The sequence below is a fragment of the Bdellovibrio sp. SKB1291214 genome (assembly GCF_002209355.2).
In the GTDB taxonomy this organism is placed as follows: domain Bacteria; phylum Bdellovibrionota; class Bdellovibrionia; order Bdellovibrionales; family Bdellovibrionaceae; genus Bdellovibrio.
On sequence record NZ_CP106855.1, the window covers coordinates 3192627 to 3218704 of the forward strand.

The following is a 26078-nucleotide window of genomic DNA, read 5'->3' on the forward strand; positions in this document are numbered from 1 at the left end:
GCCGCAGGCGAGCCACGGCTGAGCCACGATGGCGTGTCGCGGAGTTGCAGGGCATCAGGCAGCTGCGCCTACGGAAGTTGCAGCTGCCGAATTTTTACGAGTTAGGGATGGGAGTGCCATTCACACCAGTTCATGGCAGGCACGCTACGACCCTCAGAGATGAATTCGAGAACCTCGACAATACTTTGACCAACGCCCATAGCGGAAGCCGGGTTTTGTCCTGTGACCAATCGACCACTTTTAACGACGTGAGGAGCAAATTTTGAGGCATGGGTGTAATGCGCTCCTCTTGAAATGATTTTGTCTTGTAAAAGGAAAGGGACCACGTCTTCCATCCCCACGGCTTCCTCTTCTGAATTGCTAAAGGCTGCGACTTCGTGATCTTTGATCAAATACTGTCCATCAGAACTTCGAACGTTCACCAGCCCAACAGTTCCGTGGCAAACTGCGGATACGATGCCATCATTTTCCCAAATTTCTTTGGTGATTTCTTGAAGTTTTTTGTTATCGGCAAGATCAAACATGGCACCATGCCCGCCAGCATAATAGATCGCGCAGTAATCATCGGCATTCAGTTGATCTGCCGACAAACTGTTTGCGATCTTTTCCAAAAAATCCTCGTCATTCATCCACACGGCGTTGACGGGATCATCCATCTTCACACCGTCCAAAGGAATTTCGCCACCTCGGGGGCTGGCAATATCAATCTGATAGCCAGCCCCCGAGATTTCGTCATAAGGATGGGTCAGCTCAGACAAGAAGGCCCCGGTGCGATGCCCCGTATTTCCTAATTTTGAGCAGTTCGTCGCCACGAATAGGACTTTCTTCGCCTTCATAAAATCTCCCCTTTTTTTAAGGATGGTCGATCCCTTGGGGAAGAACCAATTTTTTGGAAAGTTTTGCGAATGATCAAAGGGATTCCTGGACAAAAGCAGGCCAGACCCCTAGTTTGGCACATCATGAAGATTCTTTTCCAAGACGAACATTTTATCGCGGTTGATAAGCCATCAGGTTTTCACGTGCATCCACCCGAGGATTCGCAATACAAAATTCCTCGCGATAAAATCTGTTTGTACTTGGTTCGTAATATGATGAAGCAACACGTATTTCCAGTGCACAGACTGGATGCTGCAACCAGTGGCGTGTTGTTGTTTGCCCTGTCTTCATCGGCGGCAAGTGTGCTTTGCAAAATGTTTGCAGAACGATCCCCTAAAAAAACCTACTGGGCGGTGGCCCGTGGATATATCCCCGAAAAGGGGGATATCAAGGTGCCGCTGGAATTGGACTCTACGGGCGACCTGGTTGATGCACACACTTCCTTTGAACGTAAGGCCACCATCGAAATTCCCGTCGCCGTTGGGAAAAAATTTCCGGTGGCTCGCTACTCGCTGGTGGAGGTTAAGCCCCACTCCGGCCGTTATCATCAGATCCGTCGCCATTTCAACCGTATCTCTCACCCCTTGCTTGGCGATGCCTATCACGGCGATTCCCACCATAATCGTTTTTTCAGAAATGACTTGGGAATCGCGGGTTTATGTCTGAAAGCTCGCAGCATCGAGTTCACGCACCCCTGGACAGGGGAATCTCTTTATATTGAATCTCCCACTTGTGAAAAATGGGACAAGATTCATTTTCTGTTCGATGCGACCAAGCCGCTCGGTGATAAGCTGAAATCCCCTTTGACGACCTAAATCTTCAGGCGTACAAACAGCCTCCTTCACGAGGTTAAATCCATGGTTACGTCCAAATCCCAAGCGTTGCAAAAGTTGCTTCTGGTTGTGGGGCTCTTGTTTTTTCTTTTAGTTTCCTTGAATGCACACTCTCAGACCATTCAGCACAACATGAATGTCGAATTAATTCCGGGCTTGAAATCCATCAAAGTCGTAGACACGCTTCGCTTTCCGAAAGATACTCCCCGCAAAATCAGTTTTCTTTTACACAAGGATCTAAGCGTAGCCGTATTAAGCGCTGATGATACTTTAACAGTTTTACATGCGGCTTCTGGCGATGAAACGTTCACGGAGTATGGTCTCACTTTGGGTGAAGGAAATGAGATTGCGACTCTTGCGTACGGTGGAGTGATTTCGGGTTTGATATCTAACGAAGGAGCTGCATTATTTGGCGAAACCTATTGGTATCCCAAATTCTTAGGTCAAATGATCAGCTTTGATGCGACTGTAAAAGCGCCCAGCTCTTGGCGTGCGCTGATGCAAGGACAAGTAGCGAAACTTGAGGCAGGTCCAGACTTTACGATCACTCGCTATAATGAAATCTATCCCCAGCAAGACATGTATTTAATCGCTGCGGCTTTCAAGATTTATAGTTTAACGGCTAACGATGGAAAACTCTACCAGGTCTTTCTTCGTAAAGATGATTCCGCACTGGCACAAAGCTATCTGTCACTGATTCCCGAATACATCCGCCATTATTCAGAAATTTTGGGAGCTTACCCTTACTCCTCCTTTAGCGTTGTTGAAAATATGTGGGAGTCTGGTTACGGAATGCCCGGCTTTACGTTACTGGGGCCTTCGGTGATCCGCTTACCTTTTATTCTGACAACATCGCTACCTCACGAGATTTTGCACAACTGGTGGGGCAACAGCGTCTATGTAAATTATGAATCCGGTAACTGGAGCGAAGGTCTTACGACTTATATGGCGGATTACTGGCAAGCTGAAAAGTCAGGCACCGCACGCGAATATCGAATGAATGTTTTGATGAACTATTCCGACTTCGTCGCAACCAATCCGGATAAAGATTTTGCTTTAAAGGATTTTCGCGGTCGTCACAGCTCCAGCACTCAAGCCGTGGGTTATGGTAAAACCATGATGCTTTTCACGATGTTGGAACATAAATTTGGAAAAGCCCTGGTGGATAAATCTTTGAGCCATTTTTATTCATCCCACCAGTTTCAGCAAGCCAGCTTCGTGGACATCCAAACAAGTTTTGAAAAAGTCACGGGGCATGATTTAAGTGGTTTCTTTGCGCAATGGGTGAACCGCACAGGGGCACCAGAAATTGCTTTGAGTGATGCGCGGGTGATGGGTTGGACCGATGGAAGATATAATGTCGCATTCGAACTTCGCCAGTTGCAAACTCCGGTTTATGACTTAGATGTTCCGGTGGTTTTAACTTTTGAAAACTCTCAAGAGATTCGTTTAAAAATTAAATTAAATAGTTCTCGTCAGCCCACAGTCCTTATGACGTCGCAACGTCCATTGAAAATTTCCGTTGATCCAGACTTTCTGGTTTTCCGAAAGCTTTACTCCGAGGAACGACCTGCCACTTTGTCTCAGATTTTTGGCTCCCCTTTGGTTCATTTTTATTCTGAGCGGGGTCACAAAGGTGCTGAAGGTTTCATTAAAGTTTGGAGTGGAAAAATCGAAGGTCGTACAACCTCACAATATATCGAAGACGGTGCTCCCCTTTCGGATGAAGGAGCGTTGGTCTTTGTGGGAGACGCCCCCGCATTTGCTGAGTTTGTGAGAGCGCAACTTCAAGATCAAAAATTCGAACTGACAAATCAGACCATCACCATTCAGGATCAAATTTTTGATTTAAAAGATACGAGCACCGCTCTGGTCATGGGCTTAAAAGGTCGTAAAGGCCAAACCTTGGCGTGGGTGCGTTGGAGTTCCGGCAGTGACCCGGAAGAGTGGGCCTCGCGTCTGACTCACTACGGAACCTTTGGAATCTTGGCCTTTAAAGGACGTCCCGTGGCTTTAAAAAGCAGCTGGCCTGTTAGCGCGACACCTCTGCAATCAGAATTCTAGCAGAAGGAAGCCGGACAGGATTTCCATGGGTTTTCAGGGTGATGACTTTTTTACCTTTGCAGAACAGTAATTAGCACATTTAGGGATGCTTATCATAGATTGGCAAACATGTTGGATGTCAAAAAACCAGGAATACTTTTAGCCTTCGCGCTTTTCTTTGCGATGCCCGTGCACGCCAAAAAAGTGTTCCGCGTTCTTATGGAAGATAATTGGCCTCCCTATGCCTATGTGAAAGACGGACAACCTGCTGGGCTTTCCATTGATCTCATCAAGGCTGCCATGCGCATCGAAGGCGCTGAAGTTCAAATCCAACAAGTCCCTTATTTGCGTTGCATGGCTTTGACCGAACCCGATGGCAAAGAAATCGCCTGCGCTAACACGGCTAAAAACGAAGAGTTGGCAGCGAAATACGTTTTTCCAACATCGTATTTGTTCCGCTCTCGTGGCCTGATAGTGGCAAGCAAACGTAAAATCAAAGAGTCTATCAGAAAATTTAAAAAAGTTTCTGACCTTGAATACAAAACGGTGGCACTCCCAAGTGGCTTTACCTTTGGCAAAGAATTTGACGATAACACGCGCATTTTGCGCTATTACACCGTCAACGACATGACGTCCCTTAAGCTGGTGGAATCAGGTCGAGTGAAATTCGCTGCGATTGATGAAATGGTTTTGTATTACTATCTGAATCATCATCCAGAACTGAAAGATGTCATCGTCCCGGTGATTGATTTGACGAACGAACCTATTTATATGCAGCTTTCAAAAACTCAACCTGAGGCTATCGAGCTTCGCGACAAGTTTGAGCGTGGCATGACGGCCCTCAAAGCCTCCCCAGAGTACGAACAGCTTTTACAAAAGTACCTGGGTAAAGGCGTTCCTGTAGATAAATTTAAATAATTAAAACGAATCCGAGTGAGCCATAATTCCAGGCTCACTCATCCAGCGAATTCCAGTTGCTGCTCTGACAGCATTTTCTGCATTAAGCAATCCTGCCCCATACTCGTTTTTAGAATTCTCCCCTGCCGGTGCCGATGCTGTTCGCATCAAGATCTTTTTGATCTCAGTGGATTTAAGCTTTTTATTAGCAGCCTTCATAAGGGCCACAACACCCGTTACGTGAGGCGCTGCCATGCTGGTACCACTCATCACTTGGAAACCCGTCGTGCCTGCTTGGAGCGTTGCTAAAACCCTTTCACCGCGGGAAACACGTTCCTGAATGGCCGTGGCATTTTTCTTTTCGATCATAAAAATCGAGATTGGCAGAGTCTTGCCTTCTTCCGTGAAGCGACCCACTTCAAGTCCGGGACGATTGTTCACAAAAATTATAGCGGCGGCCCCCGCTTTGATTGCGTTATTGATTTTATTCATGAATTTGCCAGAACCCCGACGAACCAAGGCAAAACCACCTTTGATATTCTTACGAGCAAAATCCCCAGGCGTGTCACCTTCACCGCAATCAACCAGCTCACCTTTTAAAGATCCACGAACCTCGCGCGTCCCACCAAATGTGCTTGCTAAAAACTTTACCGAAGAGCCATTTAAGAAATCAAAAAGGACGGAATACGATTTTCCCCGCGACAAAGGGAATGTCGAATAAACATCCACGCCAGGGGCTACCACCGAAAGCTCGGGTCCGTACTGTGAAAATGTCGCACGCACCAAGCGGGGGTCCACTGCCCCCACAGCGATGACTGTTGGTAAAGCTGCAGGAAAGAAAACACGGTTGGATCCCCAGTTTCCGCTGGATGCAACAACCGAAACTCCCGCTTTGTCGGCACGCTTGATCGCTTCATCTTGGGCGGGGGTTGAAGAAATTCCTGAAATAGAGATATTCATCACATCGACTTTTTGTGAAACTCCCCAATTAATAGCAGATACGATTGCAGCGGTTGAGCAACCTTTTTCAAAACACGCACGGGCCATTAAGATTTTTGCTTTCGGAGCAACACCCGAAAAACCATTCACATCTTGTTTGCCAGAAATTATTCCAGCGACATGCGTTCCATGACCACGAATATCGGTGATGTCACTGCCATCACTTTCTCCGGTGAAGTCGCGACCTTTTTCGAAACTGTCTTTTAAATAGGGATGATTTTTATCCAAGCCACTGTCGATCAATAAAACGCGAGCTCCCTGGCCTTGTTCAGAAGCTGGCCATGCGGCCTGCGCGTGGATGGCGCCTACTCCCCAAGGAATTCCTGCAACAGGAGCTTCAACCACCGGAGATTTGCCTTTGGACTTATCAAGATAAAGTGGAACTTCCATCTGATAGGGAATGATTTGATCTTTTTCGACATAGCCCACGTCTGGATTTTGTTTCAGGCGTTCAAAGTCTGCTTCGCTATCGGAATGAATGATATAGGAATTAATCTGCAATAAGCGTGATTCAATCGTCCCATCGATGTCTCGCTCAAAAGAGGGAGAGTTCCCAAACACAGGAAGCTGATCCTTCATCATAACGATGTAGCGAGCCGCAAACGCTTGCGGCATCAACAAGATCAGCAATGGAATCAACATCAAATTCTTCACTGGAGATCCTAATTATACTGAATCAAATAATCCCAAACCGGTCCGTATTGACGGTCAATTTGTGCAGACATTTTTTCGAGCAGTTCAATGTAGTAGTCATAATCGGAGTTTTCAGCTGCTTGCAGATGTTTGTGTGCCGTCATAATCATACTCTGCAGGGTTTTCGCTCTTTCAGGGACTGTTTTCCAATCTGCTTGCTGTGCACCCTGTTCAAGTTTTACCTGGGCCTGCAGACCATAGTGATCAGACAAAGGAGATTTCTGACCGCCGCGTAGATTGATTTGAGAACTTTGCAGCTGCCATTTCCAGTTCATGTTCTTTGTGATATTGGAAACAAAGATAAAATCTAAAATCCAATTGCCTTTCTCATCAGACAAAGGATTTTGCGTACCACAAAAAGTGCATTGCCCGTTATAACCAACCGTTTCTTCCTGCACATCGTGCACTCCAAGCAACATCTTAAAGAATTTCCACTCGAAGGAGTCGGAGGTGAAATTAAAATCACCCGTCACCACCCATGGATATTCCAAGTTGCGCAGACGCCACTGAAAAATGTCCAACACCTGCGCAATGCGTACACTGCCTGACATTGGATGGGTATGCACATTGGTCGCTAGGATCGGAGTGTTTACACCTGGCAGTTGAACCACCATGTTCATGAAACCTTTTTTAACTCCCAAGACATCCTTTAAAGAATCCATAAAGCCGTCAGAGTTCACCGCAAAAGTAAAAACGTCGGTGTGAGTAATTTGCCCCTTGGTCAGGGCCATCAAACCAATTTTTAGATCCATATTGGGTGCGCTGATGTTGAAAGAAGGTTGCAAATTTCCAATGAGAACATTTTGTTGCCCAGAATTCCAAACTTCTTGGAAATGAACGATATCACAAGGTGCACTTAAGATTTCTTTGGAAAGTGCTTCAGAGCGAGACGTGATGCTGGGAGCATACATTGGACCGTAAGTGTTAAAAGTCTGAATGCAAATAGCATGGCTTAGGGATGCCGCAAGCATCCACCCGGCAAAAATTGCCCACTTCATATTTCCCCTCCAGATGTAACCAGGCCTCTACCTTTGTCGGGAAAATAGAGGATTGCAACCATTATATGCAGTTTAAGATTAATGGCATTTTGGCCGATTTTAAGAACATATGAAAAGCAGAGTTTTCACAATCATTTCGGCACTTTCTCTGGTTCTAGCATCCTGTCAAACACCAGCGCCAATGGTCGTGAATGACCCATGCGATGCATCGCGCGATCCCGCGTCAGAAAGACTGATGTGCGCAAAGGTTTTTGAGAACTCTCAAGATCTTGCGCCGCCGATTACGGATCCGGCAGCCCCCGTCACTTTTAAAACCATCAACAAAAAATTAGAATGGGACAAATGGATTGAAACGGAAATTGATTTCCTTCGCTTTTACAGCGAGCGATCCTTGAAACGCGGCACCGACAGCAATGGTCTGCATGGCACTGAGGTTTGGGGCTTTGCAAATTATAAAGCCTATGTCGAAGCGCGCGATATTTTAAATAGAATCCCTATCGGAAAATTAGATATCAATCGTTCCCTGATAATGAAAATTCATGAAGCGGGCTCCGAAGGTATCAAAAAAGAAGCCTGGTTGATGGGTAAGCTTATGCCCAAGAACATGTCTGTCGGTAACAGTACAGGGTTTAAGGTTCGCCAAAACATCGGCGGAGATCCCGTCTTTCATCCCTTGAAAGAAAGTCAGTACGAAGCGTTAAAGTCCAATCCTTGGATCAAAAAATTCATCGAACTTCCTTGGCCATTAAGTCGCAAAGAAAAGCGTCGTGGATGGATTGTCTATGGAGATTACCGTACAGTTCAATCCGCTGTGAATGAACTGTCGACTTGGTACTATAAAAACAAGAAAACCATGGACCCCATTGATTTAGCGGCCGAGTTTCAGTACCGCTTTGTTTCAATCCATCCGTTCATCGATGGCAATGGCAGAACTTCGATGCTATTGGCAAACCGAATTTTGCAAGAAGCTGGTTATCCTGGCGTGATGAACACCTTCCCAGGTTATGACATTTACTATGACCTTGGAACTTGGAAGCAAGTCTTCCGCAACAGTGTTGCGCAGTACGGGGAAATGGTTCGAGATGTTGTAATATCAGATCCTGCCGTTCCCACCGTCAATAATATCAATCGCGACCATGAGCCGCGCACGGCTCTTTTGCCTCCCGAAGCCTCGAACGACAAAAAATCCCAATGGGGGGAACTGGATACCCGACTAAAAAAGAAGTTCAAATGGATGAACGACACTATTTCTGCAAAAAATAAGTTCATCAAAATCGGCGACGGAACTTACACGATGTTAACCGATGGGTTTTTCTATAATTCTATGGGAATCCCCCATGCGCTCTTCAATAGAAAGCTTTACCCGATCGCCGATCGCACGTACTTGCTTTATGGTGAAGGGGGCGAACTTGCCCCGCATGTATTTGCTCGTCGCAGTTTAACTCTCGCTCACCGCAAAGTTTTTAGAGATCACATGCAATACGCAATGGATTTACAAGCCGGGAAAATCCAAGCCAAGGACATCGAAGTGATTCCTTATGATGTGATTAAAAATGCCAATGAACGTGGTGATATTTACCTGCACCCTTGGCAGGTCAATGTGTTTGAAAATGCAATTACGATCAAGGACACAGATCCGCTTGCGATCTTAGCACAGACCCGCGGCTACCATACGGATTTTGAAAAAAGCTTCAACCAACGCACAGGCATCTCGATGTCTGACGTTGTGGCGCAATATCAGTTCATGGAGATGAAATTCTCGAAATACATGGATTACGCAAAATCTGTGAACAACACCAACATGATTAACACCATCATGAAAAGCCGCGAAAAATATTTTGAAGCGGCAAAATCAATTTTGGCCGAGGGTGAAAAACAGATCGAGAATGCTCCAGCATCTTTGCAAATCACAATTAAGAAGGCACCGAGAGTGACGTTCTTTGAAAAATACAAATCCTACACGAACCTGGCATTCCCTTCTTTAAAGCAGGCCTTGGATGCTCGGGGCGATGAAAATATCGTCCTGCTCCGCAGTGATATGGGTTCGGTTGAAAAAACGGGTTTTATTTCCAATCAATCCTATATTGATTTGGCAAAATCACTTCCCGGCTACGACTCATTCAAGCTTTGGGTCAAACAAATGAGAGACAAGGTTGGCGACGACAAGCACGAACCCAAAGGCCTTGAAGCGCAACTTAGGAAAATGATTCCGGGTTTTGATAAACTGGCGGTTCGAATTAATTCGGCACTGCAAAACAATCGCTATGATCGCCGGGGTGTAGCTGATGAGTTTGCTCGCGAGTTTGTTGATCATTACACGCATGCCTTGGATACACCATTAAAAGACCATATTTCATTATCAACATCCACAGACCTGTATTTCGCCTATATAGGACAAGGACTTGAACCAAATATCCCTTTCCTGGCTCCAGGTTTGGGCGGAGGCATCTATTTTGTCCGTTTGAACAAGAGCACACTGGCTTCGACAATGTCGACGCCTTACCCGACGGAGTTTGAAATCTTGTCTCAAAAGAACATCTCGCCGTTTAAAATTATCGATAAAGTGACGATCGAACACTTTAATAAGGAAAAAAATGAAAAGAAATATGAGACCATCAATGCGGCTGTGGATGAAGCCTTTTACGTATTCCCTGAATAAGTGAATAGGAAAACGACAGCGCCGTCTTATATTGAGAAAGAGCGCCCGTTATTCATTAAAAAAACAGCCGCCGTTCCAACAACACGATATATTTAAAGAAACGACGACTTCGGCCCCGCCGAAAACCGCAAACTAAGGACAAAAACATGGCAATCTTCAAGCACCGCAGAAAATTAATCGTCAACCGCGAGGTTCAGTACGATGCCTTGATGTTTGTGGGTCTGTTCGTAACGGGCATCTTTGTCGCCCAAGTCATCGCTGGTTGGGTTTTGATCAGCAAACTTGAAGACAAAGCGGCGGCGGGTGAATACGGTTCGATGTCGATTGCGGAATTCATTGCACGTCACAAAGTGATGTTTTTGATGAATGAATTTGTCGTGGTAATCGGCTGCTTGATCTTGGGCTTCTATCTTACAAATAGGGTCACAAGTCGTATTGTGGGTCCGCTCTTTAATATCCGCCGTATTTTAAATCGCGCTAGCCGCCAGGAAGAAGCCGCAGAGCCCGTTCAAATTCGTTTGCGTGAAGATGACTATTTCCAAGATCTTGCGAAAGATCTAAATGTAGCACTTCAAAAGAAAACGAAATAGAGCGAGTGTTCACTCCTCTGTATTAAAATAAATTATCTGATAGATTTTTAAACTCGGGGATTTTCTCTAAAGCCGGGATTTTCCATGTTCCATCCAGCACGGATTGTCGTGGCCAATACATGCGCATGACTAAGCTAAAATCTTCATTGGCTGGCGCAGGCAACCAATTCGACTCGAGGCTTTTTCCAGGTGAAACTGCCTGAACATAGATATCTATCGAACCATCCGTATTTTTCTTAAGTCCTTCGCTGCCTGTCAGAGCAAATCGATTCAATGAGTTGGGCACAAAAAATTTACGTGTGTTGTATAAAGACACCGACCAAAATCCTTGAACCGGAGGCAGTTTATCCTTAGGAAATTTAAGAAGATATTTAAACCCTCCGTTAAGTCGCTCCCCCCGACGATCCACCATGGCTTGCGCCAAGGTCATGTCTTGTGGCGCCGCCGTTTCAAGTCCCAACTTTGTCATTAATGCGCGCACTTGATAATTGGTCCCGTAACGTCCTGCTAAAATCGGATGCCCCCATCCATTTGCCATCCGTAAATTCGGTGTGCCCCGCTGAAATTTCGCAAAAGACTCCTGCCCCGCAAAGTACCCCGAATTTAACGCCTCCTTCACATGTGCTGGCAATTGATCATATTGAAATACTTTATCTGGAAACATTCCCAAGGCAGCCATTTTGGAAATGATCGCACCATCTGTTTGCGCAGGAGGATTATTCTTAAGCTCTGCCACGAAGGTTGCAAAAAAAACTCTGGCATCCATATTTTCAACCTGTTCCAAAATCGGCGTCCTGCTGTCGACATCAATATTGAAAGGAACGGGGCTTGCTTTGATCGCTTTTTTAGAAATTCGCGACAGTGGAGTGATCTTCATTTGATCTTGAAAAGCATAAATACCATCGTAATCCGATAGGCCATTCACTTGCACCCTTCCAACCATCCACACGGAGTTCGTCGGCGATATTATTCTTTGCATGCTCGAAGGAACGGCCCCCTTCCAATACGGACCTGTGATGATAAAGCTTTTTTTCTGACTTCCGACAGTGCGGGTGCCGGGTGCCGCAAACACTTCGCCCCAGGCACTGATTAGGGAAAACAGAACGAAACGATTTCCCGGGTGGGGCCAGCTGACGACTACAGGTTCCTTCGATACATCCAACCACGCGACACTTCCCAGTGTGTCTGTCTCAGGATAGGTTTCAGAGGAATTTTCATTCGGCAACAATCGACGATTGGCGAGTTGATTCAGCGGCGCTTTTTCCTTTCCGGGGCGTGGGACTGCCGTCATGACTTCTCGAGTTGTCGCCATAACTACCAGCGGATAGGCATAGATATAAGTTTCTGCGGCAATCCTCTTCAGAGCGCTGTCACGCGCAGGCGAAACCTCTTGCGCCTGGGACTGAGAACTTACCCAGCTCATCAGTACAGAGAACAAAAGCGTCCTCAACGTCGAAATGAATCGCATGGCTCCCTCCAGATCATCATTGTTTTAGGCTCTGCTCTGTGGTGCCTCAACACAATAAGCCTTTTGACAAAGCCAAGACCTCTGTCATACGTTAACCGCATGAAATCCATCCTAGAAGCCGATGCCGAAAAGGCTTTGGCCGAATCACAGAAAAACTTCAAACAGGACTTCTCGACGTCTCGGGGATTCTTTACCGAAGCTGACGAAATATCGTTGCGTGAAATGGCATTGGCAAAATTGGATGAAGAGCTTGCGAAAACACCTTCCCCCTGCAAAAGCGCCGATGATGTTCGTAAATCTTGGAATGCCGTGGTCACGGATTTTCATCGTAACAACTATTGGAACTTTCAACCGACGGCTGAAAAACGCCCTCGAGTTTTGACTCAAGATCAAAAAACTTTTCGCGAAATGTTTCCGTACGTGTGGGCTGTGATTCAATCCGGTATCGTGCTAAAAACTGCGGTTTACTATTTTGGAATTCGATCTTCCAGCGATCCATCTACGGAAAATCACATTTTCTTATATTTGGCTTTAGCGACTTCTGCTGGGACCTTGATCTTCTTTGCGTGGAAAAACTTCCACAAAAATTAAAGATGGTAAATATAGATCAACGCGTAGCCAATGGACTTTGACAAGTCGTTGTTGGCTTTGCCATGCTAAAGGCATGAAAAATACGGTTTTTAAATTCCTATTCAGTACATTGGTGACAATATTTATCTCTGGTTGTGCGACGTCAACGGACGAAGGCGCCGTCGGAGCAAACAGAAGGCAACTGATGCTTGTCGGTTCTGCTGAAATCAACCAAGCCGCAGCACAAAGTTACGAGCAAACGAAAAAAGAAGCCCAAGCCAAAGGGACTTTAGATAAAAACCCAGCCCAGCTAAAACGGGTGCAAACTATCGCTAATAAAATCATTCCACAGACAGGTATTTTTAGAAAAGATGCTCTGGGCTGGCAATGGGAAGTTCATATTATTACCAGTAACGATATCAATGCGTACTGCATGCCTGGTGGAAAGATTATTTTCTATACCGGCATCATTGAAAAGCTGAATATGACCGATGGTGAGATCGCAGCGGTCATGGGGCATGAGATTGCGCACGCTTTGCGTGAACATGGTCGCGAAAGATATTCAGAAGAAATCGTCAAACAAGGTCTGTTCCAGATAGGCGTTGTGACAAATGTTTTAAATCCAAATTACGTCGGGGCCCTCGACATGCTATCGAATCTGGCTGTTACACTCCCCCACGGCCGCGGCCAAGAAACAGAAGCGGACACCGTGGGTGTTGAGCTGATGGCTCGTGCGGGTTACAATCCAGAGGAAGCTCTTTCACTTTGGAAAAAGATGGGAAGCAACGGAGGCTCCAAACCGCCTGAAATTTTAAGCACTCACCCCGCGGACGGAACACGATTAAATCATATTGCATCTCTTTTGCCGAAGGTCATGCCGTTATACCAGGCTACTAAAAAATAGCTTCCCTTCGGGGGGCAAAATTAGCTTCCCTTCGGGAAGACAAAATAAAGCTTCCCGAAAGGAAGAGCATGAAAGCAGCATACATCAAGAAATACGGTCATGATCCTCTCACCATTGGGGAGCGCCCGGCTCCGGAAGTTGGGCCCGAAGATGTCCTGATTCAAATTAAAGCTGCCAGTGTGAATCCAATTGATTTCAAAATGCGTGATGGGAAATTGAAAGTCATCAGACCCATTCAGTTTCCCTTTATTCTGGGACATGATTGCGCAGGACAAGTCGTCCAAGTGGGAAACAAAGTTTCAAATTTCAAAATCGGTGATGCTGTTTTTTCTAGACCACGCAGTGGCAGAATCGGCACCTTTGCGGAATTTATCGCCGTCGATCAAAGCGATGTGGCAAAAATGCCCGGCAACATATCTTTCGAACAAGCCGCCAGCATCCCGTTGGTGGGGCTGACCAGCGTGCAAGCTCTGCAAGATGTGGCGAACCTTCGACCGGGACAAAAAGTTTTAATCCAAGCCGGCGCCGGTGGTATTGGCACATTTGCAATTCAATTTGCAAAGCATCTCGGTGCCGAAGTATGGACCACCACCAGCAGTAAGAATATAGACTTCGTTAAAAGCCTGGGTGCAGACCACATTATTAATTATCAGCAGCAAAGTTTTGAAACCGTCGTTTCAAATATAGATGTGGTTTTCGATACGCTGGGTGGAGAAGCTCTCGATAAAGCTTTCTCGGTTGTGAAACCTGGGGGATGGGTCATATCTATTTCAGGAACTCCCGATTATGAAACGGGCCAAGATATGGAGCTTGGATTTTGGAAGTCCTTGTTGTTAGGTCTTGTCGGACTCAAAACAAATCTTAAAGCTAAAAAAGCGGGCGTCCAATATCGTTTCATCTTCATGAAAGCCAATGGTCACCAATTAAGCTATATAGCCTCGCTGATTGAGAAGGGAAAGATCGAACCTATCATCGACAAGGTTTTCCCTCTCGCAGAATGTCAGGCTGCCCTTGATTATTCTGAAACGGGGCGCGCTCGAGGTAAAATCATTGTTAGCATATAAAAAAAGCACCTCTTTCGGAGGTGCTTTTATCGGCCTTAGCCTTTTAGATTTTTAATTCTTAGATAGTGGTCCATTGCGATGGATAGAATCGCGAAATCATCCAACAACCCCACCCCCGGAACTGAATCTGGGATAAAGTCGAATGGGAATACCAAGTAAAACAAAGCACCCACTGCAACGTACTTAGAAGTCTTAGTGATTTCGCCGTCTTTCAGAACTGCCCATAAAGCAGAAACTTTGTCGCGGATGCTTGGGCTTTTCTTCTCAAGATCTTGCAACGTATGTTCATTTCTTTGGACGTATGCCAAGCTGTCATCGCGTTGGCCCAGGCGCAAACACAAATCCGTCAGGCCATCCTCATTAGGTGAGTTTTCAAATTGCGCCGCTTGCAAGTCCATCATCATGAACGAGTTGTTAGCGAACAATACTTGAGTGAACTCATAGGCTTCTTTTACGCATTCGTGATCTTTGTCGATCACGCCGTCTTTCACCATCGCCAAAACACCTTGATAGATGTTGGTATCGTATTGTGAAGGCACGCGTGCCGTTCCGCCTTTTTTCAACCAACGACGAAGAGTCATGTTGGAAACTTGAAAATAAACGGCCAATTTTTCAGGACTCAAACCGGTATCTTTACTGATTTTAGCAATTTGGCTGATTTTCATAAATTCATAGTACCACAATGTTTTAGCCAATTAAAGATATCCTTCCATCCTTTATCGGCCATTTTGGGATGAAAAGCTGACCTCTCGTCGCATAAGAAACCGTGACCGGCTTCGGGGTAAATAATGATCTCTTGCGTAACACCTGCAGCTTTTAACTGAGCTTTAATAAGTTCGATCTGCTGCGGCGGAATACTTTGGTCCGCCTCCCCGAACCCCAATAGGACTGGGCATTTGATGGATTTGAACTCATTCATAAATGGTTTAAATCCAAAACCGGGGCGCTCCTCTGTCATGCCTCCACCGTAATATGATATGGCGGCTTGAATATCTAAATGACAAGCCGCTAAAACCGCTGCGACCCCACCCATGCAAAATCCGATGGTTCCAATCGCAGCGCTGTTCACAGTTGGTAAGGTTTGAGCAAGCTTGTAAGTCTGAGCTAAATCGTCAACCATGCGGGCGTTGGTCAACTCTGCAATGATCGGCCGAGCCGCGGCGAAGTTCGTATACTCAATTTGAACGCCCTCGCCCGCGCGATGAAAAAGCTCGGGCGCCAAGGCGACATATCCCTGCTCTGCCAATTTCTTACAGACATTCAGGATGTGGTGGTTCACGCCAAAGGCTTCCTGCAAAACGATCAAAGCCGGGAGTTTCCCAGTCTCCTTATCGGGAGTGACAATATGAACTGTCATGGGGCCGTCATGCGTTTGAACTCGTGTTTTATCATAGGACATAAAATCCTCCGATGGTGCCGTTGTAAGTTGCCGAAACAACAGCCTACACGTCAAGAACTGCCCGGCGCATCTGATTGTTGCGGATTAAAATTTGTGATGGCATTCCGCAGAAAGCTTGCTATATCAGCCACATATAAAGGAGAGTTTATGAAACTTCTTGTGTCGGTTATCACGCTGATTGCATCCATTACTTTAACTTCTGCAGCGCACGCGCAAACTTTTGGCGCACCCGCTTCTCCAAAAGCTGGAGAATTGAGCCCGATCGTTTGCTCGGCATCGATTCAGGATCTTTGCGTTCAACTTCTTTATAAGACCGATATTACATCTGTGGATGAAGGGCAGTTTCAAGTATTGGTTCAAGGCTTTGATGGAGCCCCTCTTGAAAACTTTAAAGTCGATCTATGGATGCAAATGGGCCACCACGGGCACGGCTCCTCACCCGTCGAAATCATCGAAAATGCCAATGGCGTTTACCTAGTGACTAAAGCTTGGTTTGTGATGTCTGGTAAATGGAACGTGCGTATTGATTTCACTCTTAATGGCCAAGCTCACCACCTGGAAATTCCCGTTTACGTTCAGTAAGCTATTGAGCTTCACACGCTTTAAAAAGCAAAAGCCAGGAGTCATCCTGGCTTTTTTTATCTTCAAAATATTCTGCGATATTACTAATTTACATCTAACATTTTGCGAACTTCTTCAACGTGCTCTGTTTCTAAACGGATTTGACCTCGAACCAATTCTTCCAGGGCAACATCGTCCCCTACATGCTTAAGAAGCTCTTTATATTTTCCCAAAGCTTTTAATTCAAAATCCAAGCTTTCAGCCAAGATATCCAAAACTTTATGAGTGTTGGTTTCAGGAACTGGAGTTACCTTCAGTGACGGATGACCACCATACGCCGTGATTTTTTCACCAATCATCTGCGCATGAGTGTAACCCTCGTTGGCTTGTTCGTTGAACCATTTAACGATCGGAATACGATTAGGGCCTCTGATCATCAATGCGTAATGCAGATAGCGAACAACTGCAGAGATCTCCATCTCGATAATTTCGTTAAGTAACTCAACGATCTTCTTTTTGTCCTCTTGCACTGTCATTAGTGGCTCCTTCCACCCCAGCTTAGCCGGAGTCATTTAACCCATAAAATGAAGAAAGCCCCTTTTGTGGGGCTCTCTTATCACTTTATTCTAGTGATTATTCATCATCCAACTCGTCGTCACCCACGACGCCGAGATTGTATTTCTCAATGCGATAGCGCATTGAACGGAAAGAGATATGTAGCAATTTTGCTGCTCTCTTTTTCACGCCCCCTGCAGAGTGGATCGCTTTGATCAAAAGCTCTTTTTCAATTTGGCCCATGACCTTATCCAAGTCAACGCCGTCGTCACCCATTTCAATTTCGTTCGACGAAGCCATTTTGCGGCCAGACGTCGTATTCACCATTGGTGGCAAAGATTCTGGAAGGATTGTCGCACCACCCTCCAAAGCAACCGTACGCTCGATCATATTTTCAAGCTCACGCACGTTACCTGGATAGTCATACTTTTTCAAAATTTCCATGGCTTCAACGCTGATCGCGCCGATGTTTTTATTCAGGCGTTCATTGTACTTTTTCAAGAAATGATTCGCCAGCAACGGAACGTCCTCACGACGCTCACGCAAGCTTGGAGTTTTGATATTGATAACATTCAAACGATAGAACAAATCTTGACGGAAAGTACCCTTAGCAACCATTTCTTCAAGATTTCTGTTCGTCGCGGCGATGATACGCACTTCGACTTTCGTGTCTTCTGTAGAACCCACGCGGCGAACCACGCGCTCTTGAATCGCACGAAGAAGTTTTACTTGGATCGTAAGCGGTAATTCACCCACCTCATCCAGGAACAGAGTACCACCGTCAGCCACTTCGAAAAGACCCGGTTTATCCGCCACGGCTCCCGTAAAGGAACCTTTCTTGTGACCGAACATTTCCGATTCCATCAAATTTTCAGGAATGGCACCGCAGTTGACTGTTACGAACGGACGATCTTTCAACGGACCGTTGTAGTGAATCGCTTTCGCAACAACCTCTTTACCCGTACCAGATTCCCCTGTGATCAAAACGTTTGTCGGCGTTTGTGATACACGTTTAACCATGTCAAAAATCGCATGCATCGCTGGGGAATTACCAACCATGCTTTGGAATGAATACTCTTTCGTAAGTTCTTTTTTAAGAGTTCTATTCTCAACTTCCAAATTGCGTGAACGAAGAGCATTTTGAATGTTCAAACGAACTTCGTCGATTTTGAAAGGCTTAGTTAGATAGTCGTAAGCACCCATCTTCATGGCTTCGACTGCTGTTTCGGTAGTACCGAATGCAGTGATCAACATGAACACAGTGTCTGGGTAAGACTCTTTAACGTGTTTAAGTAGCTCAATACCTGTTACATGAGGCATCTGCAAATCAGAGATGATCATGTCGAAAGATTTTTTCGTAAGAAGGTCTTTTGCTTTTTGGCCGTCTTCAGCCAAAGTGATCTCATAGCCTTCTTTTTTCAGCATGATCTCTAGAAATTCGCGTATTGATTCTTCGTCGTCGACAACAAGAATTCTTGGCTTCATGTCTCTCGCTCCCACATCCTGTGATATATTACCTATTCTTTAGTTTGCCTTCGGGAAAGTCAAAACAAACTCTGTTCCCACACCCTGCTCACTCTCAACGAAGACTTGGGCGCCGTGACCTTCTAAAATTTTATGAGTCACAGCTAGACCAAGGCCCGTGCCTTTTGGCTTCGTCGTATGGAATGGCTCAAACATTTTCTTGCGAGTGGCTTCACTCATCCCGCAACCCGTGTCGCGAATGCTGATAACGATGGATTTTTCATTCGCCACTGCTTTAATCGTCAGTTGCACATTTGCAGAATCCTGCATCGCCTGATAGGAATTTAGCACGATATTTAAAAAGACCTGCTTAAGTTTGTCTTTGTGGCCCAAAATTTTCAGTTCAGTTCCAATTTCACGAACCTGCTGAATGTCTGCGCGCACTTTCGTATCCGTTTTAATTGCATCTAAGACTTCATTTAACAAAAAGGCCATATCGACTACGTCTGTCGGTGGCTTTTCCGGCCGTGCATATTCCAAAAACTCAGTGATCAAATTATTCAAACGATCAATTTCACGCAAAACGATCTTCATCAACTTGCGATCATCGTCATTCGTCACTGTCTGTGTCAGCATTTCAATACTGCCGCTGATGCCAGCCAAAGGATTGCGTATTTCATGTGCAATACCTGCGGCCAACCCGCCGACAGCTGCCAACTTTTCATTCTGACGGGCTGCAAATTCCAACTGACGAACTTTGGTCAAATCATCGATCAATGCAATCGATAGCGGCGCCTGCAAATCAGGGCTGTATACTTTGGAAAGTGTAACGCCCAAAATCTTTGCAGACTGGTCACTGGCTTCCGAATACTTCAAATCGCCGCGGAAATTATCGCCGGCCTTCTCGGTTTCTGGAAAAAGATGATACCAGTTAATCTCCGCGGCGGACCCACGTCCCAGGATTTCCAAAGCCGAGTTATTGGCCGTTAATACCTGCCCCTCTGCCGTGAAAGACAACATCCCAGATGGAATGTTTTCCATGATAAACTGATTCAATTCTTGAGCCGAACGAAGACTCAACCCCGTTTTCTTAAGCTCTTTGCCCACCGTTTGCAGTTGCTCACTCAGGTAACCTGAAAGACCTGCTACGGAGAAAAACGCGATATTATTTAACGCCAGTAAGAAAAAGAAATTAAGCGCCTTCATTTCCGGAGAAAACAAGGCGGCCGTCGTGAACGTGATGCTGGTGAACAACGCAAGAGTTAAAGCACCCACTCCCCGACAAGCAATCCCCGCTAGGAGAATATTCACTAAGTGCAGGAATAAGAACAGCGACTGATTTAACCCGAAATAGTAAATTAAAAGCGAGATGAAAACGGAATCAAGAACAAATCCCACGAACAACGCTCGCGGATGCTGAAGCAGCTGTTCCCACTCCGCAATCCACACAATATGCAGACCCAATGCCAGCGTCAAAACCAGATAAAATGGCGCTTGAACCGACCAGTTAACAAAGCTTCCCTGAGTCATGGTGGAAATAACACTGACAATAAGAACAATAACAAAAAGACTAACCCGAGCGAACTCGACTGTTAGTCCTTGATTCTTGTTATTCTGAAGGGCGTAACTTAAGCGCATTAGCCCCCGCCGACAACGTCTGCCATAGAAAAGATCGGAAGATACATGGCGATAACTAGAATCGCGATGATACCACCCAAGAACACCATCATCAGGGGTTCTAGCAATGAAGTCATTGCTTTCACCGCAGTTTCAACTTCATCCTCATAGAAATCGGCGATCTTACCAAGCATGACGTCCATCGTACCTGATTGCTCACCGATGGAAATCATCTGCACCACCATCTCTGGAAAAACTTTTTCTTTACCCAGTGGCGAAGCAAAAGTACGTCCCTCTGTTACGGAAGCTTTACAGCGTAAAAGGGCTTGTTCGATAACGATGTTACCGGCTGTCTTTGCAGAGATGTCGATCGCTTCAATCAATCCCACACCTGAAGACAAAAGTGTCGACAGCGTTCGAGTCAAACGTGCGATCGCGGATTTTTGGATCACCTCACCGAATACGGGCACGTTAAAGAACAAACGGTCCATCGTATCGCGACCTTCATTCGTACGATAGTACTGCAAAATGGCGAAAGGAATACCGACCACAGCTGCTACATACAAATACCATTTGTGAATCATGGAATTTGAAAGAGCGACAACCATTTGAGTCAGTGCAGGTGGTTCTTTACCAGCGGAATTAAAAAACTCCATGAATTTGGGAAGAATGAAAACCAAGATACCCGTGATAACCGCAAAGGCCACGACCAAGATAACGGCTGGATAAACCAACGCACCTTTCACCTGGCTTTTTAGCTTTTCAGATTTCTCCATGTAAAGCGCCAGACGATTCAAGATACCGTCCAAGATACCGGCTTCTTCCCCGGCTTGGATCATATTCACATACAATTTATCAAATACTAAAGGCACCTGTCCCATCGAGTCTGCCAAACGGCGGCCGCTTTCAATCGAACCTTTAACTTTACCCGCGGCCTCACGAAGCGGTCCCGGGCGCAAACCTTCAGAAAGGATTTTTAAACAATCCACCACCGGGATACCAGCATTGATCAAAGTCGCAAACTGACGAGTAAAAATCTGCAAGTCCTTACCTTTAACTCGGCCACCGAACATGGGCGCCGAACCAGAACCTGCTTTAGCACCCGATGACCTTGCCATCGCCACCAGTTTAGTGGGCATCAACTGTTGTGCGCGCAAACGAATGATCGCCTCTTGCTGAGTAGCAGCTTCGATCTCCCCTTGAACGATGTTCCCAGTTGCAGCACGTGCCTGGTATTGAAACTTAGCCATCTAGATGCCTACCTTTTTAAGCAACTGATCCAAATTATCTGGATCGCGAGATGTTTCAAAGGCTGTTTTTAAATCCACACGACGGCGGATCAAGTGTTGAAGTAAAGATTGATTCAACGTCAAAATACCCGAGTGTTCGGGAGCCGTTGTTAAAACGGATTGCAGTGAGTTCATATCTTGGCGATCAATGAAATCACGAATTTGCGGTTTCACTAATAAAAGCTCGTGCGCGAAAACACGGTCATTGCCAAGTCCTGCCATGGCATACTGACCAAGTCCCATGGAAAACACTTCTGAAAAACGCGAAGAGCCATGTTGCCCGAAACGATCTGTCATTACCGACAGACAACGACGAAGGGCATTCATCAACGAAGGTGCACGCATGGAATAAATCACAAAGACACCACGCTCTGCCAGAGCCATGGCTTCTAAGAAGCTGTTGTCATCGGAAGAGCCGTCATAAATGACAACGTCCACACCGTTTAACAAGCTGTCACGTTCATCTTTGCTTGCAAAAATGCCGTTGTGATACAGAAAGCAAGACTTTGCCTCACGAACTTGTGGAAAAGGTTTTGTTGAAAAGACAACGCCCATGAACGATTTTTCCTCGCCCATTTTCTGCATTGTTTTGTAGAGGGTCCCTGTTTGACCTGACTCACCCGCCCCTGAAACAATCACCAGGCCCTTCATACGAAGACATGTCTCCATATAACTTCCGGGAAGCGGCATTTCGAATTTGGAACCATCTAGATCCAAGTCGATGATGGCTTTCATCGTGCTATCGTGTTGGAAAAATGAAAATCCGATACGTGTGTTTTCCAAAGCTGTTTCGCCGACCACAACACCCGTGGTTTCTAGAACGGCCTTTTGTTGGTCATCAAGGAAGCTTTGCTGAAGCAGCTTCCACTCAGTCATCAATCCTGGTGAAGAGCGCAAACTCTCCCAGCCTGTCATGCTGCGAGCACGGGGCTCGCTGCCTACGACAAATAGAAATTCTTGAGACTTTTTAGCCTTCGCTTGCATTAACAATTCAGTCAAACTCATTATGTGTCCTTCACCGATGCATTCAAGACTTCTTCAATTGTTGTTTGGCCACGTTTTAATTTCAATAAAGCAGAACGACGCAAAGTCTTCATGCCCTGTTCACGGGCAAGAAAACGAAGCTGTCCTGTGGAAGCATTTTTCAAAATGGCTTCCTTCATTTTTTCAGTCATTGCCAGCAATTCATAAACTGCCAAACGACCTTTGATACCGGAGTTGTTGCAGTTGGAACAACCTTTACCACGCATCAATTTATAATCCCCGACTTCACCCGGCGGAACCCCTAAGTTGATCAAGGTTTGTGCGGGTACTTCAATAGGAACTTTACAAGATTCACAGTTTTTACCAACCAGACGTTGAGCCACAACTAAGTTCACGCAAGAAGTGATGATATAGTTGGCGACACCCATTTCCGTCAGACGAATCACTGTACCAGGAGCATCATTGGTATGCAGGGTGCTAACAACTAAGTGACCCGTTGAAGCGGCCTTAAAGGCAATCTCTGCAGTTTCAAGGTCACGAATCTCCCCCACCATCACGATATCCGGGTCTTGACGAAGGAATGATTTCAACGCACTTGAAAAGTTTAGGTCGATATCAGGATTCATCTGAACCTGATTAATACCTTCTAAGTTAAACTCCACGGGATCTTCTGCCGTAGAAATATTCACGTCAGGTTTGTTCAACTCGGCCAAGGCAGAATAGATCGTCGTGGTTTTACCAGAACCGGTCGGACCTGTGATCAAGACCATCCCTTGCGGAAGGTTGATCATCGATTTGAAAAGCTTCAAATCGTCCTCTTCGAAACCAAGTTTCGTCATGTCCAACTGAAGATTTGATTTATCTAACAAACGCAGAACGACTTTTTCACCCCAAATAGTAGGCAGGACGCTGACACGGAAATCCATCTCGCGACCTTTTTTAGTACGAACTTTCAAACGACCATCTTGGGGACGGCGTTTTTCTGCGATGTCGAGTTTGGACATGATTTTGATACGAGACGCAATAGCAGCACCCGTTCCTTGCGGAGGCTGGGTTGCTTCGATCAAGTTACCGTCAATGCGAAAACGCACGCGGTATCTTTTTTCGTAAGGTTCAAAGTGGATATCCGAAACCTTTTTGATGATCGCATCACCTAAGATTTGATTCACGAATTTTACGATCGGAGCTTCTTCACCACCCGAATCGGAGTCGATAACTTCTGTTGCCGTCGCCGTGGCAGAGTATTCCTCTTCCATCGCTTCAGCGACGGTATTTAGATTTTTAACGCTGATGTTACCGCCATAGTATTTTTCAATACTGGCGGCGATCGCAGTTTCTGTCGCAACAACCGCTTGGATTTTACAACGAGTGATGAAGCGCAAGTCTTCTTTCACCATAATGTTGCTTGGGTCAGCAAAAGCAACAACCAAGGTATTTCCGGCTTTTTGAAGCGGAATCAACTGATTGCGATCACAGACATCACGCGGAATTAATTGAATGACAGACGGATCGATTTCAAATGACGAAACTTCGACACCTGGGACAGCAAAATGCTTTTCCATGGCACGAAGGATTTGATTTTCTTTAAGGTAGCCCAGCTGAGTGATGACACCTGTAAGGCGCGCAGATCCGGTTTTTTTCTGTTCTTCAACAGCATGAGCAAGTTGATCCGGCTTGAGCAGACCCTGCTTAACTAATAATTCACCAATTCTGATCGAAGACATTGTGGCTCCCCAGATATTACTTTATACCAGGGTGCCGTTTTTCGTAACTAGACGGAAGGAGAGTTTTGTTCCTTGAAAGCTGTGACCCACTCCGAAACATTTTCGCGGCTTACAAGCTGACTTTGCTTCAGCTTTTCTAAAACAATCTCGACCAAAGCCTGCAATAAATCAGTTGGATGCAAGACCTTCAAATCCGCGCGCTCCGCCTCTTCCATCAGCTCACTGTGTAAGTTACCAAGATGGCAATCGAAGGCATATCCACCGGTATTCATAAAATTGAAATACGAAAGGTCCTTTAAAAGTTCACTCCCCGATGGCAAGTGTACTGTGTTGATGATCAAAGACGCGCTGACAGCTTGGATCGTCAACTCCTCGATGGGCAACACTTTAAATTTGATTCCCAAATAACCGCGGGACAAGATACGGGCTTCGCGGTGAAGCTGTGCTGAGTTCTCGCCGATCAGATAGACTTCTGCATACCCGAGTTCCGCACATACACCTGCAGCAATGCGCAGACACTCGCCCTCTCCCACGACAAATGCAGGAACACGGATATCCATATCCCGCGCACGAGCTACTAGAACCTGGTGAATAGCTTCATAAAACAACAAGCGTGGATACCATTTGCCATCTTCAGGTAAATAATTGTCGAAACACTCTAAAAGTCGAACCTGTGTGGGCAGAACACGCAGAGATGGATATAAAAGACGTGACTGCTCGAATGAAAAAAGCGCTGTATCTGCATTATTTAGCAAGTCCTTTTTGTATTCTTGGTGATGCTCTAATTGAAAAATGTCCGGCTTTTGCGTTTCTATAAACTGCAAAAAACGAAATAAAGTGCTGGGCTTCCCTTCACGAAATTCAAGAATCTTTTTGCTCATTGAAGTACTTTCGGGCTGCTGCCATATCGCTGTAGATTTGCTCTTTCAAAGTATCAATCCCAGAGAATTTCATCTCATCCCGCTGAAAATGCAAAAGCTCAACTTCCACTTCCACACCGTAAAGCTGTGCATCCAAATCAAAGATATGACTTTCGATTTTCACAGGGCCTTTTTTATCCTCTTGAAAGGTCGGATTGACACCAATGTTTGTGATCGAAGGATGGGCGTGACCATTGATTCGAGTGTTCGTAAAGTACACCCCTTTGCGTGGAACAAATTCGACATCAGGATGAACATTAGCCGTCGGCACACCAATGGTGCGCCCCCGCTGAAATCCCTTTTCAACCATACCACGTAAGTAATAACGGCGACCTAAAAGACTTTCCGCTTTTTCAATTTCACCGGCTTGCAGTGCCTCACGGATACGAGTCGATGAAACTACAAGACCGTCTTTTTGAAATGGCGGAATCACGATCAAACGAATGCCGTGTTGTGCGCAAAATCCCTCTAAAAAAGAAATATTCCCAGTGCGATTTGTACCAAAATTAAAATCATGCCCTACCACCAACGTTTTTGGATGAAGCTTATCCATCACATATTTTTGCAGAAAGTCTTGAGCTGTGACTTGTGAAAACTCCTTCGTGAAATTTTCCAGAATCACACACTCAATCCCTCGTGCTTGAAACTGCTCTTGCTGGTCGCGCAGATCGAACATTCTTTGGGTTTGTCGCTCGGGAAAAAGCACTTTTACAGGGTGAGGATGGAAAGTATACACCACTGACGGGACTCCATAGTGCTGGGCCTCCCGAGTAACAGTCTCGATCAGTTGTTGGTGGCCCAAGTGGACACCGTCAAAATTGCCAATTGTGACGACAGAGGACTCTATATCGGAGCTCATCTGCCCTACGCCTTGATAGATATGCATATTTTTCAATATACCCGTTTCCGCGCTCGGCGGTAAGGGCTTTTAGTAGTTGATATTTTTAATAAATTTGCTATGTTGCGACGCG

The 26078-nt window shown here is 45.7% G+C and carries 23 protein-coding genes; 9 read left to right on the forward strand and 14 right to left on the reverse strand.

Annotated features, from left to right (window positions below; all coding sequences use genetic code 11):
* Positions 1-101 precede the first annotated feature (101 nt).
* Positions 102-836: a type 1 glutamine amidotransferase domain-containing protein gene (locus tag B9G69_RS15750; protein WP_088614307.1), complete on the reverse strand. Its 735-nt coding sequence runs from the start codon at positions 834-836 to the stop codon at positions 102-104.
* 123 nt (positions 837-959) lie between these two features.
* On the opposite strand from B9G69_RS15750, the gene B9G69_RS15755 reads away from it, so the two are divergent.
* The 3 genes from B9G69_RS15755 (at position 960) to B9G69_RS15765 (ending at position 4670) form a co-directional block, all read left to right on the forward strand.
* On the forward strand, positions 960-1691 hold the full coding sequence (locus B9G69_RS15755) for a pseudouridine synthase (protein WP_088617056.1): 732 nt from the start codon (positions 960-962) through the stop codon (positions 1689-1691).
* Between the two features lie 42 nt (positions 1692-1733).
* Positions 1734-3773 carry a M1 family metallopeptidase gene (locus B9G69_RS15760; RefSeq protein WP_088614306.1) on the forward strand — a complete coding sequence of 680 codons (2040 nt, stop codon included), beginning with the start codon at positions 1734-1736 and terminating at the stop codon, positions 3771-3773.
* A gap of 108 nt (positions 3774-3881) precedes the next feature.
* Entirely contained in the window at positions 3882-4670 is a 789-nt protein-coding gene (locus B9G69_RS15765; RefSeq protein WP_254916736.1) for a substrate-binding periplasmic protein, read from the forward strand.
* Here the strand turns inward: B9G69_RS15765 and B9G69_RS15770 are convergent, their stop codons facing one another.
* A complete protein-coding gene (locus B9G69_RS15770; protein ID WP_141096865.1) occupies positions 4671-6302 on the reverse strand; it encodes a S8 family serine peptidase in 1632 nt (543 codons plus the stop codon).
* Positions 6303-6310: 8 nt separating this feature from the next.
* Positions 6311-7339 carry an endonuclease/exonuclease/phosphatase family protein gene (locus B9G69_RS15775; RefSeq protein WP_088614304.1) on the reverse strand — a complete coding sequence of 343 codons (1029 nt, stop codon included), beginning with the start codon at positions 7337-7339 and terminating at the stop codon, positions 6311-6313.
* Between the two features lie 109 nt (positions 7340-7448).
* Here B9G69_RS15775 and B9G69_RS15780 point away from each other — a divergent pair, with 109 nt between their 5' ends.
* Positions 7449-9998 (forward strand): Fic family protein, encoded by a 2550-nt coding sequence (locus B9G69_RS15780; RefSeq protein WP_176400891.1) that lies wholly within the window; start codon positions 7449-7451, stop codon positions 9996-9998.
* A gap of 146 nt (positions 9999-10144) precedes the next feature.
* Positions 10145-10588, forward strand: a complete 444-nt coding sequence (locus tag B9G69_RS15785) for a HAMP domain-containing protein (protein ID WP_088614303.1) — start codon at positions 10145-10147, stop codon at positions 10586-10588.
* Between the two features lie 22 nt (positions 10589-10610).
* Here B9G69_RS15785 and B9G69_RS15790 read toward each other — a convergent pair whose 3' ends face one another.
* Positions 10611-12056 (reverse strand): DUF1254 domain-containing protein, encoded by a 1446-nt coding sequence (locus tag B9G69_RS15790; protein ID WP_088614302.1) that lies wholly within the window; start codon positions 12054-12056, stop codon positions 10611-10613.
* A 99-nt stretch (positions 12057-12155) separates the two neighbouring features.
* Here B9G69_RS15790 and B9G69_RS15795 point away from each other — a divergent pair, with 99 nt between their 5' ends.
* The 3 genes from B9G69_RS15795 to B9G69_RS15805 all read left to right on the forward strand — a co-directional run bounded on the left by B9G69_RS15795 (position 12156) and on the right by B9G69_RS15805 (position 14594).
* Positions 12156-12647 (forward strand): hypothetical protein, encoded by a 492-nt coding sequence (locus B9G69_RS15795; RefSeq protein ID WP_088614301.1) that lies wholly within the window; start codon positions 12156-12158, stop codon positions 12645-12647.
* A gap of 73 nt (positions 12648-12720) precedes the next feature.
* A complete protein-coding gene (locus tag B9G69_RS15800) occupies positions 12721-13530 on the forward strand; it encodes a M48 family metallopeptidase (RefSeq protein WP_088617053.1) in 810 nt (269 codons plus the stop codon).
* 68 nt (positions 13531-13598) lie between these two features.
* Positions 13599-14594 carry an NADP-dependent oxidoreductase gene (locus B9G69_RS15805; protein ID WP_088614300.1) on the forward strand — a complete coding sequence of 332 codons (996 nt, stop codon included), beginning with the start codon at positions 13599-13601 and terminating at the stop codon, positions 14592-14594.
* 35 nt (positions 14595-14629) lie between these two features.
* On the opposite strand, the gene B9G69_RS15810 is transcribed toward B9G69_RS15805, so the two are convergent.
* Together B9G69_RS15810 and B9G69_RS15815 are read right to left on the reverse strand one after the other, a co-directional pair.
* Positions 14630-15289 carry a YkvA family protein gene (locus B9G69_RS15810; protein ID WP_265437830.1) on the reverse strand — a complete coding sequence of 220 codons (660 nt, stop codon included), beginning with the start codon at positions 15287-15289 and terminating at the stop codon, positions 14630-14632.
* The gene (locus tag B9G69_RS15815; protein ID WP_088614299.1) at positions 15256-15993 is read right to left on the reverse strand and encodes a dienelactone hydrolase family protein; all 738 of its coding nucleotides are present in this window, start codon (positions 15991-15993) and stop codon (positions 15256-15258) included. Before B9G69_RS15815 ends, B9G69_RS15810 begins: the two co-directional genes overlap by 34 nt.
* A gap of 147 nt (positions 15994-16140) precedes the next feature.
* Between B9G69_RS15815 and B9G69_RS15820 the strand changes: the two genes are divergently transcribed.
* A complete protein-coding gene (locus tag B9G69_RS15820) occupies positions 16141-16575 on the forward strand; it encodes a FixH family protein (RefSeq protein WP_088614298.1) in 435 nt (144 codons plus the stop codon).
* 83 nt (positions 16576-16658) lie between these two features.
* Here the strand turns inward: B9G69_RS15820 and B9G69_RS15825 are convergent, their stop codons facing one another.
* From B9G69_RS15825 to B9G69_RS15860, 8 genes are all read right to left on the reverse strand, one after another.
* Positions 16659-17090, reverse strand: a complete 432-nt coding sequence (locus B9G69_RS15825) for a ferritin-like domain-containing protein (protein ID WP_254916735.1) — start codon at positions 17088-17090, stop codon at positions 16659-16661.
* Between the two features lie 97 nt (positions 17091-17187).
* On the reverse strand, positions 17188-18594 hold the full coding sequence (locus B9G69_RS15830; RefSeq protein ID WP_088614297.1) for a sigma-54-dependent transcriptional regulator: 1407 nt from the start codon (positions 18592-18594) through the stop codon (positions 17188-17190).
* Positions 18595-18633: 39 nt separating this feature from the next.
* Positions 18634-20211 carry a two-component system sensor histidine kinase NtrB gene (locus B9G69_RS15835; protein WP_088614296.1) on the reverse strand — a complete coding sequence of 526 codons (1578 nt, stop codon included), beginning with the start codon at positions 20209-20211 and terminating at the stop codon, positions 18634-18636.
* Positions 20211-21440 (reverse strand): type II secretion system F family protein, encoded by a 1230-nt coding sequence (locus B9G69_RS15840; protein WP_088614295.1) that lies wholly within the window; start codon positions 21438-21440, stop codon positions 20211-20213. The genes B9G69_RS15835 and B9G69_RS15840 overlap by 1 nt, the downstream gene beginning before the upstream one ends.
* On the reverse strand, positions 21441-22484 hold the full coding sequence (locus B9G69_RS15845; protein WP_088614294.1) for a twitching motility protein PilT: 1044 nt from the start codon (positions 22482-22484) through the stop codon (positions 21441-21443).
* Positions 22484-24187, reverse strand: coding sequence for a type IV-A pilus assembly ATPase PilB (pilB, locus tag B9G69_RS15850; protein WP_265437831.1), 1704 nt, complete (start codon positions 24185-24187; stop codon positions 22484-22486). The genes B9G69_RS15845 and pilB overlap by 1 nt, the downstream gene beginning before the upstream one ends.
* Positions 24188-24234: 47 nt before the next feature.
* Entirely contained in the window at positions 24235-25068 is an 834-nt protein-coding gene (locus tag B9G69_RS15855) for a hypothetical protein (protein ID WP_088614292.1), read from the reverse strand.
* Positions 25049-25966 carry a bifunctional riboflavin kinase/FAD synthetase gene (locus B9G69_RS15860; RefSeq protein WP_265437832.1) on the reverse strand — a complete coding sequence of 306 codons (918 nt, stop codon included), beginning with the start codon at positions 25964-25966 and terminating at the stop codon, positions 25049-25051. The genes B9G69_RS15855 and B9G69_RS15860 overlap by 20 nt, the downstream gene beginning before the upstream one ends.
* Between the last annotated feature and the right edge of the window lie 112 nt (positions 25967-26078).

Excerpts from the sequence above, each read along its gene's own strand:
- B9G69_RS15800 (WP_088617053.1), top strand. The coding sequence starts at position 12,721 with ATGAAAAATACGGTTTTTAAATTCCTATTCAGTACATTGGTGACAATA.
- B9G69_RS15790 (WP_088614302.1), bottom strand. The coding sequence starts at position 12,056 with ATGCGATTCATTTCGACGTTGAGGACGCTTTTGTTCTCTGTACTGATG.
- B9G69_RS15780 (WP_176400891.1), top strand. The coding sequence starts at position 7,449 with ATGAAAAGCAGAGTTTTCACAATCATTTCGGCACTTTCTCTGGTTCTA.
- pilB (WP_265437831.1), bottom strand. The coding sequence starts at position 24,187 with ATGTCTTCGATCAGAATTGGTGAATTATTAGTTAAGCAGGGTCTGCTC.
- B9G69_RS15765 (WP_254916736.1), top strand. The coding sequence starts at position 3,882 with ATGTTGGATGTCAAAAAACCAGGAATACTTTTAGCCTTCGCGCTTTTC.
- B9G69_RS15805 (WP_088614300.1), top strand. The coding sequence starts at position 13,599 with ATGAAAGCAGCATACATCAAGAAATACGGTCATGATCCTCTCACCATT.
- B9G69_RS15815 (WP_088614299.1), bottom strand. The coding sequence starts at position 15,993 with ATGTCCTATGATAAAACACGAGTTCAAACGCATGACGGCCCCATGACA.
- B9G69_RS15755 (WP_088617056.1), top strand. The coding sequence starts at position 960 with ATGAAGATTCTTTTCCAAGACGAACATTTTATCGCGGTTGATAAGCCA.
- B9G69_RS15825 (WP_254916735.1), bottom strand. The coding sequence starts at position 17,090 with ATGACAGTGCAAGAGGACAAAAAGAAGATCGTTGAGTTACTTAACGAA.
- B9G69_RS15795 (WP_088614301.1), top strand. The coding sequence starts at position 12,156 with ATGAAATCCATCCTAGAAGCCGATGCCGAAAAGGCTTTGGCCGAATCA.
- B9G69_RS15820 (WP_088614298.1), top strand. The coding sequence starts at position 16,141 with ATGAAACTTCTTGTGTCGGTTATCACGCTGATTGCATCCATTACTTTA.
- B9G69_RS15855 (WP_088614292.1), bottom strand. The coding sequence starts at position 25,068 with ATGAGCAAAAAGATTCTTGAATTTCGTGAAGGGAAGCCCAGCACTTTA.
- B9G69_RS15860 (WP_265437832.1), bottom strand. The coding sequence starts at position 25,966 with ATGAGCTCCGATATAGAGTCCTCTGTCGTCACAATTGGCAATTTTGAC.
- B9G69_RS15785 (WP_088614303.1), top strand. The coding sequence starts at position 10,145 with ATGGCAATCTTCAAGCACCGCAGAAAATTAATCGTCAACCGCGAGGTT.
- B9G69_RS15840 (WP_088614295.1), bottom strand. The coding sequence starts at position 21,440 with ATGGCTAAGTTTCAATACCAGGCACGTGCTGCAACTGGGAACATCGTT.
- B9G69_RS15760 (WP_088614306.1), top strand. The coding sequence starts at position 1,734 with ATGGTTACGTCCAAATCCCAAGCGTTGCAAAAGTTGCTTCTGGTTGTG.
- B9G69_RS15835 (WP_088614296.1), bottom strand. The coding sequence starts at position 20,211 with ATGCGCTTAAGTTACGCCCTTCAGAATAACAAGAATCAAGGACTAACA.
- B9G69_RS15845 (WP_088614294.1), bottom strand. The coding sequence starts at position 22,484 with ATGAGTTTGACTGAATTGTTAATGCAAGCGAAGGCTAAAAAGTCTCAA.
- B9G69_RS15750 (WP_088614307.1), bottom strand. The coding sequence starts at position 836 with ATGAAGGCGAAGAAAGTCCTATTCGTGGCGACGAACTGCTCAAAATTA.
- B9G69_RS15830 (WP_088614297.1), bottom strand. The coding sequence starts at position 18,594 with ATGAAGCCAAGAATTCTTGTTGTCGACGACGAAGAATCAATACGCGAA.
- B9G69_RS15775 (WP_088614304.1), bottom strand. The coding sequence starts at position 7,339 with ATGAAGTGGGCAATTTTTGCCGGGTGGATGCTTGCGGCATCCCTAAGC.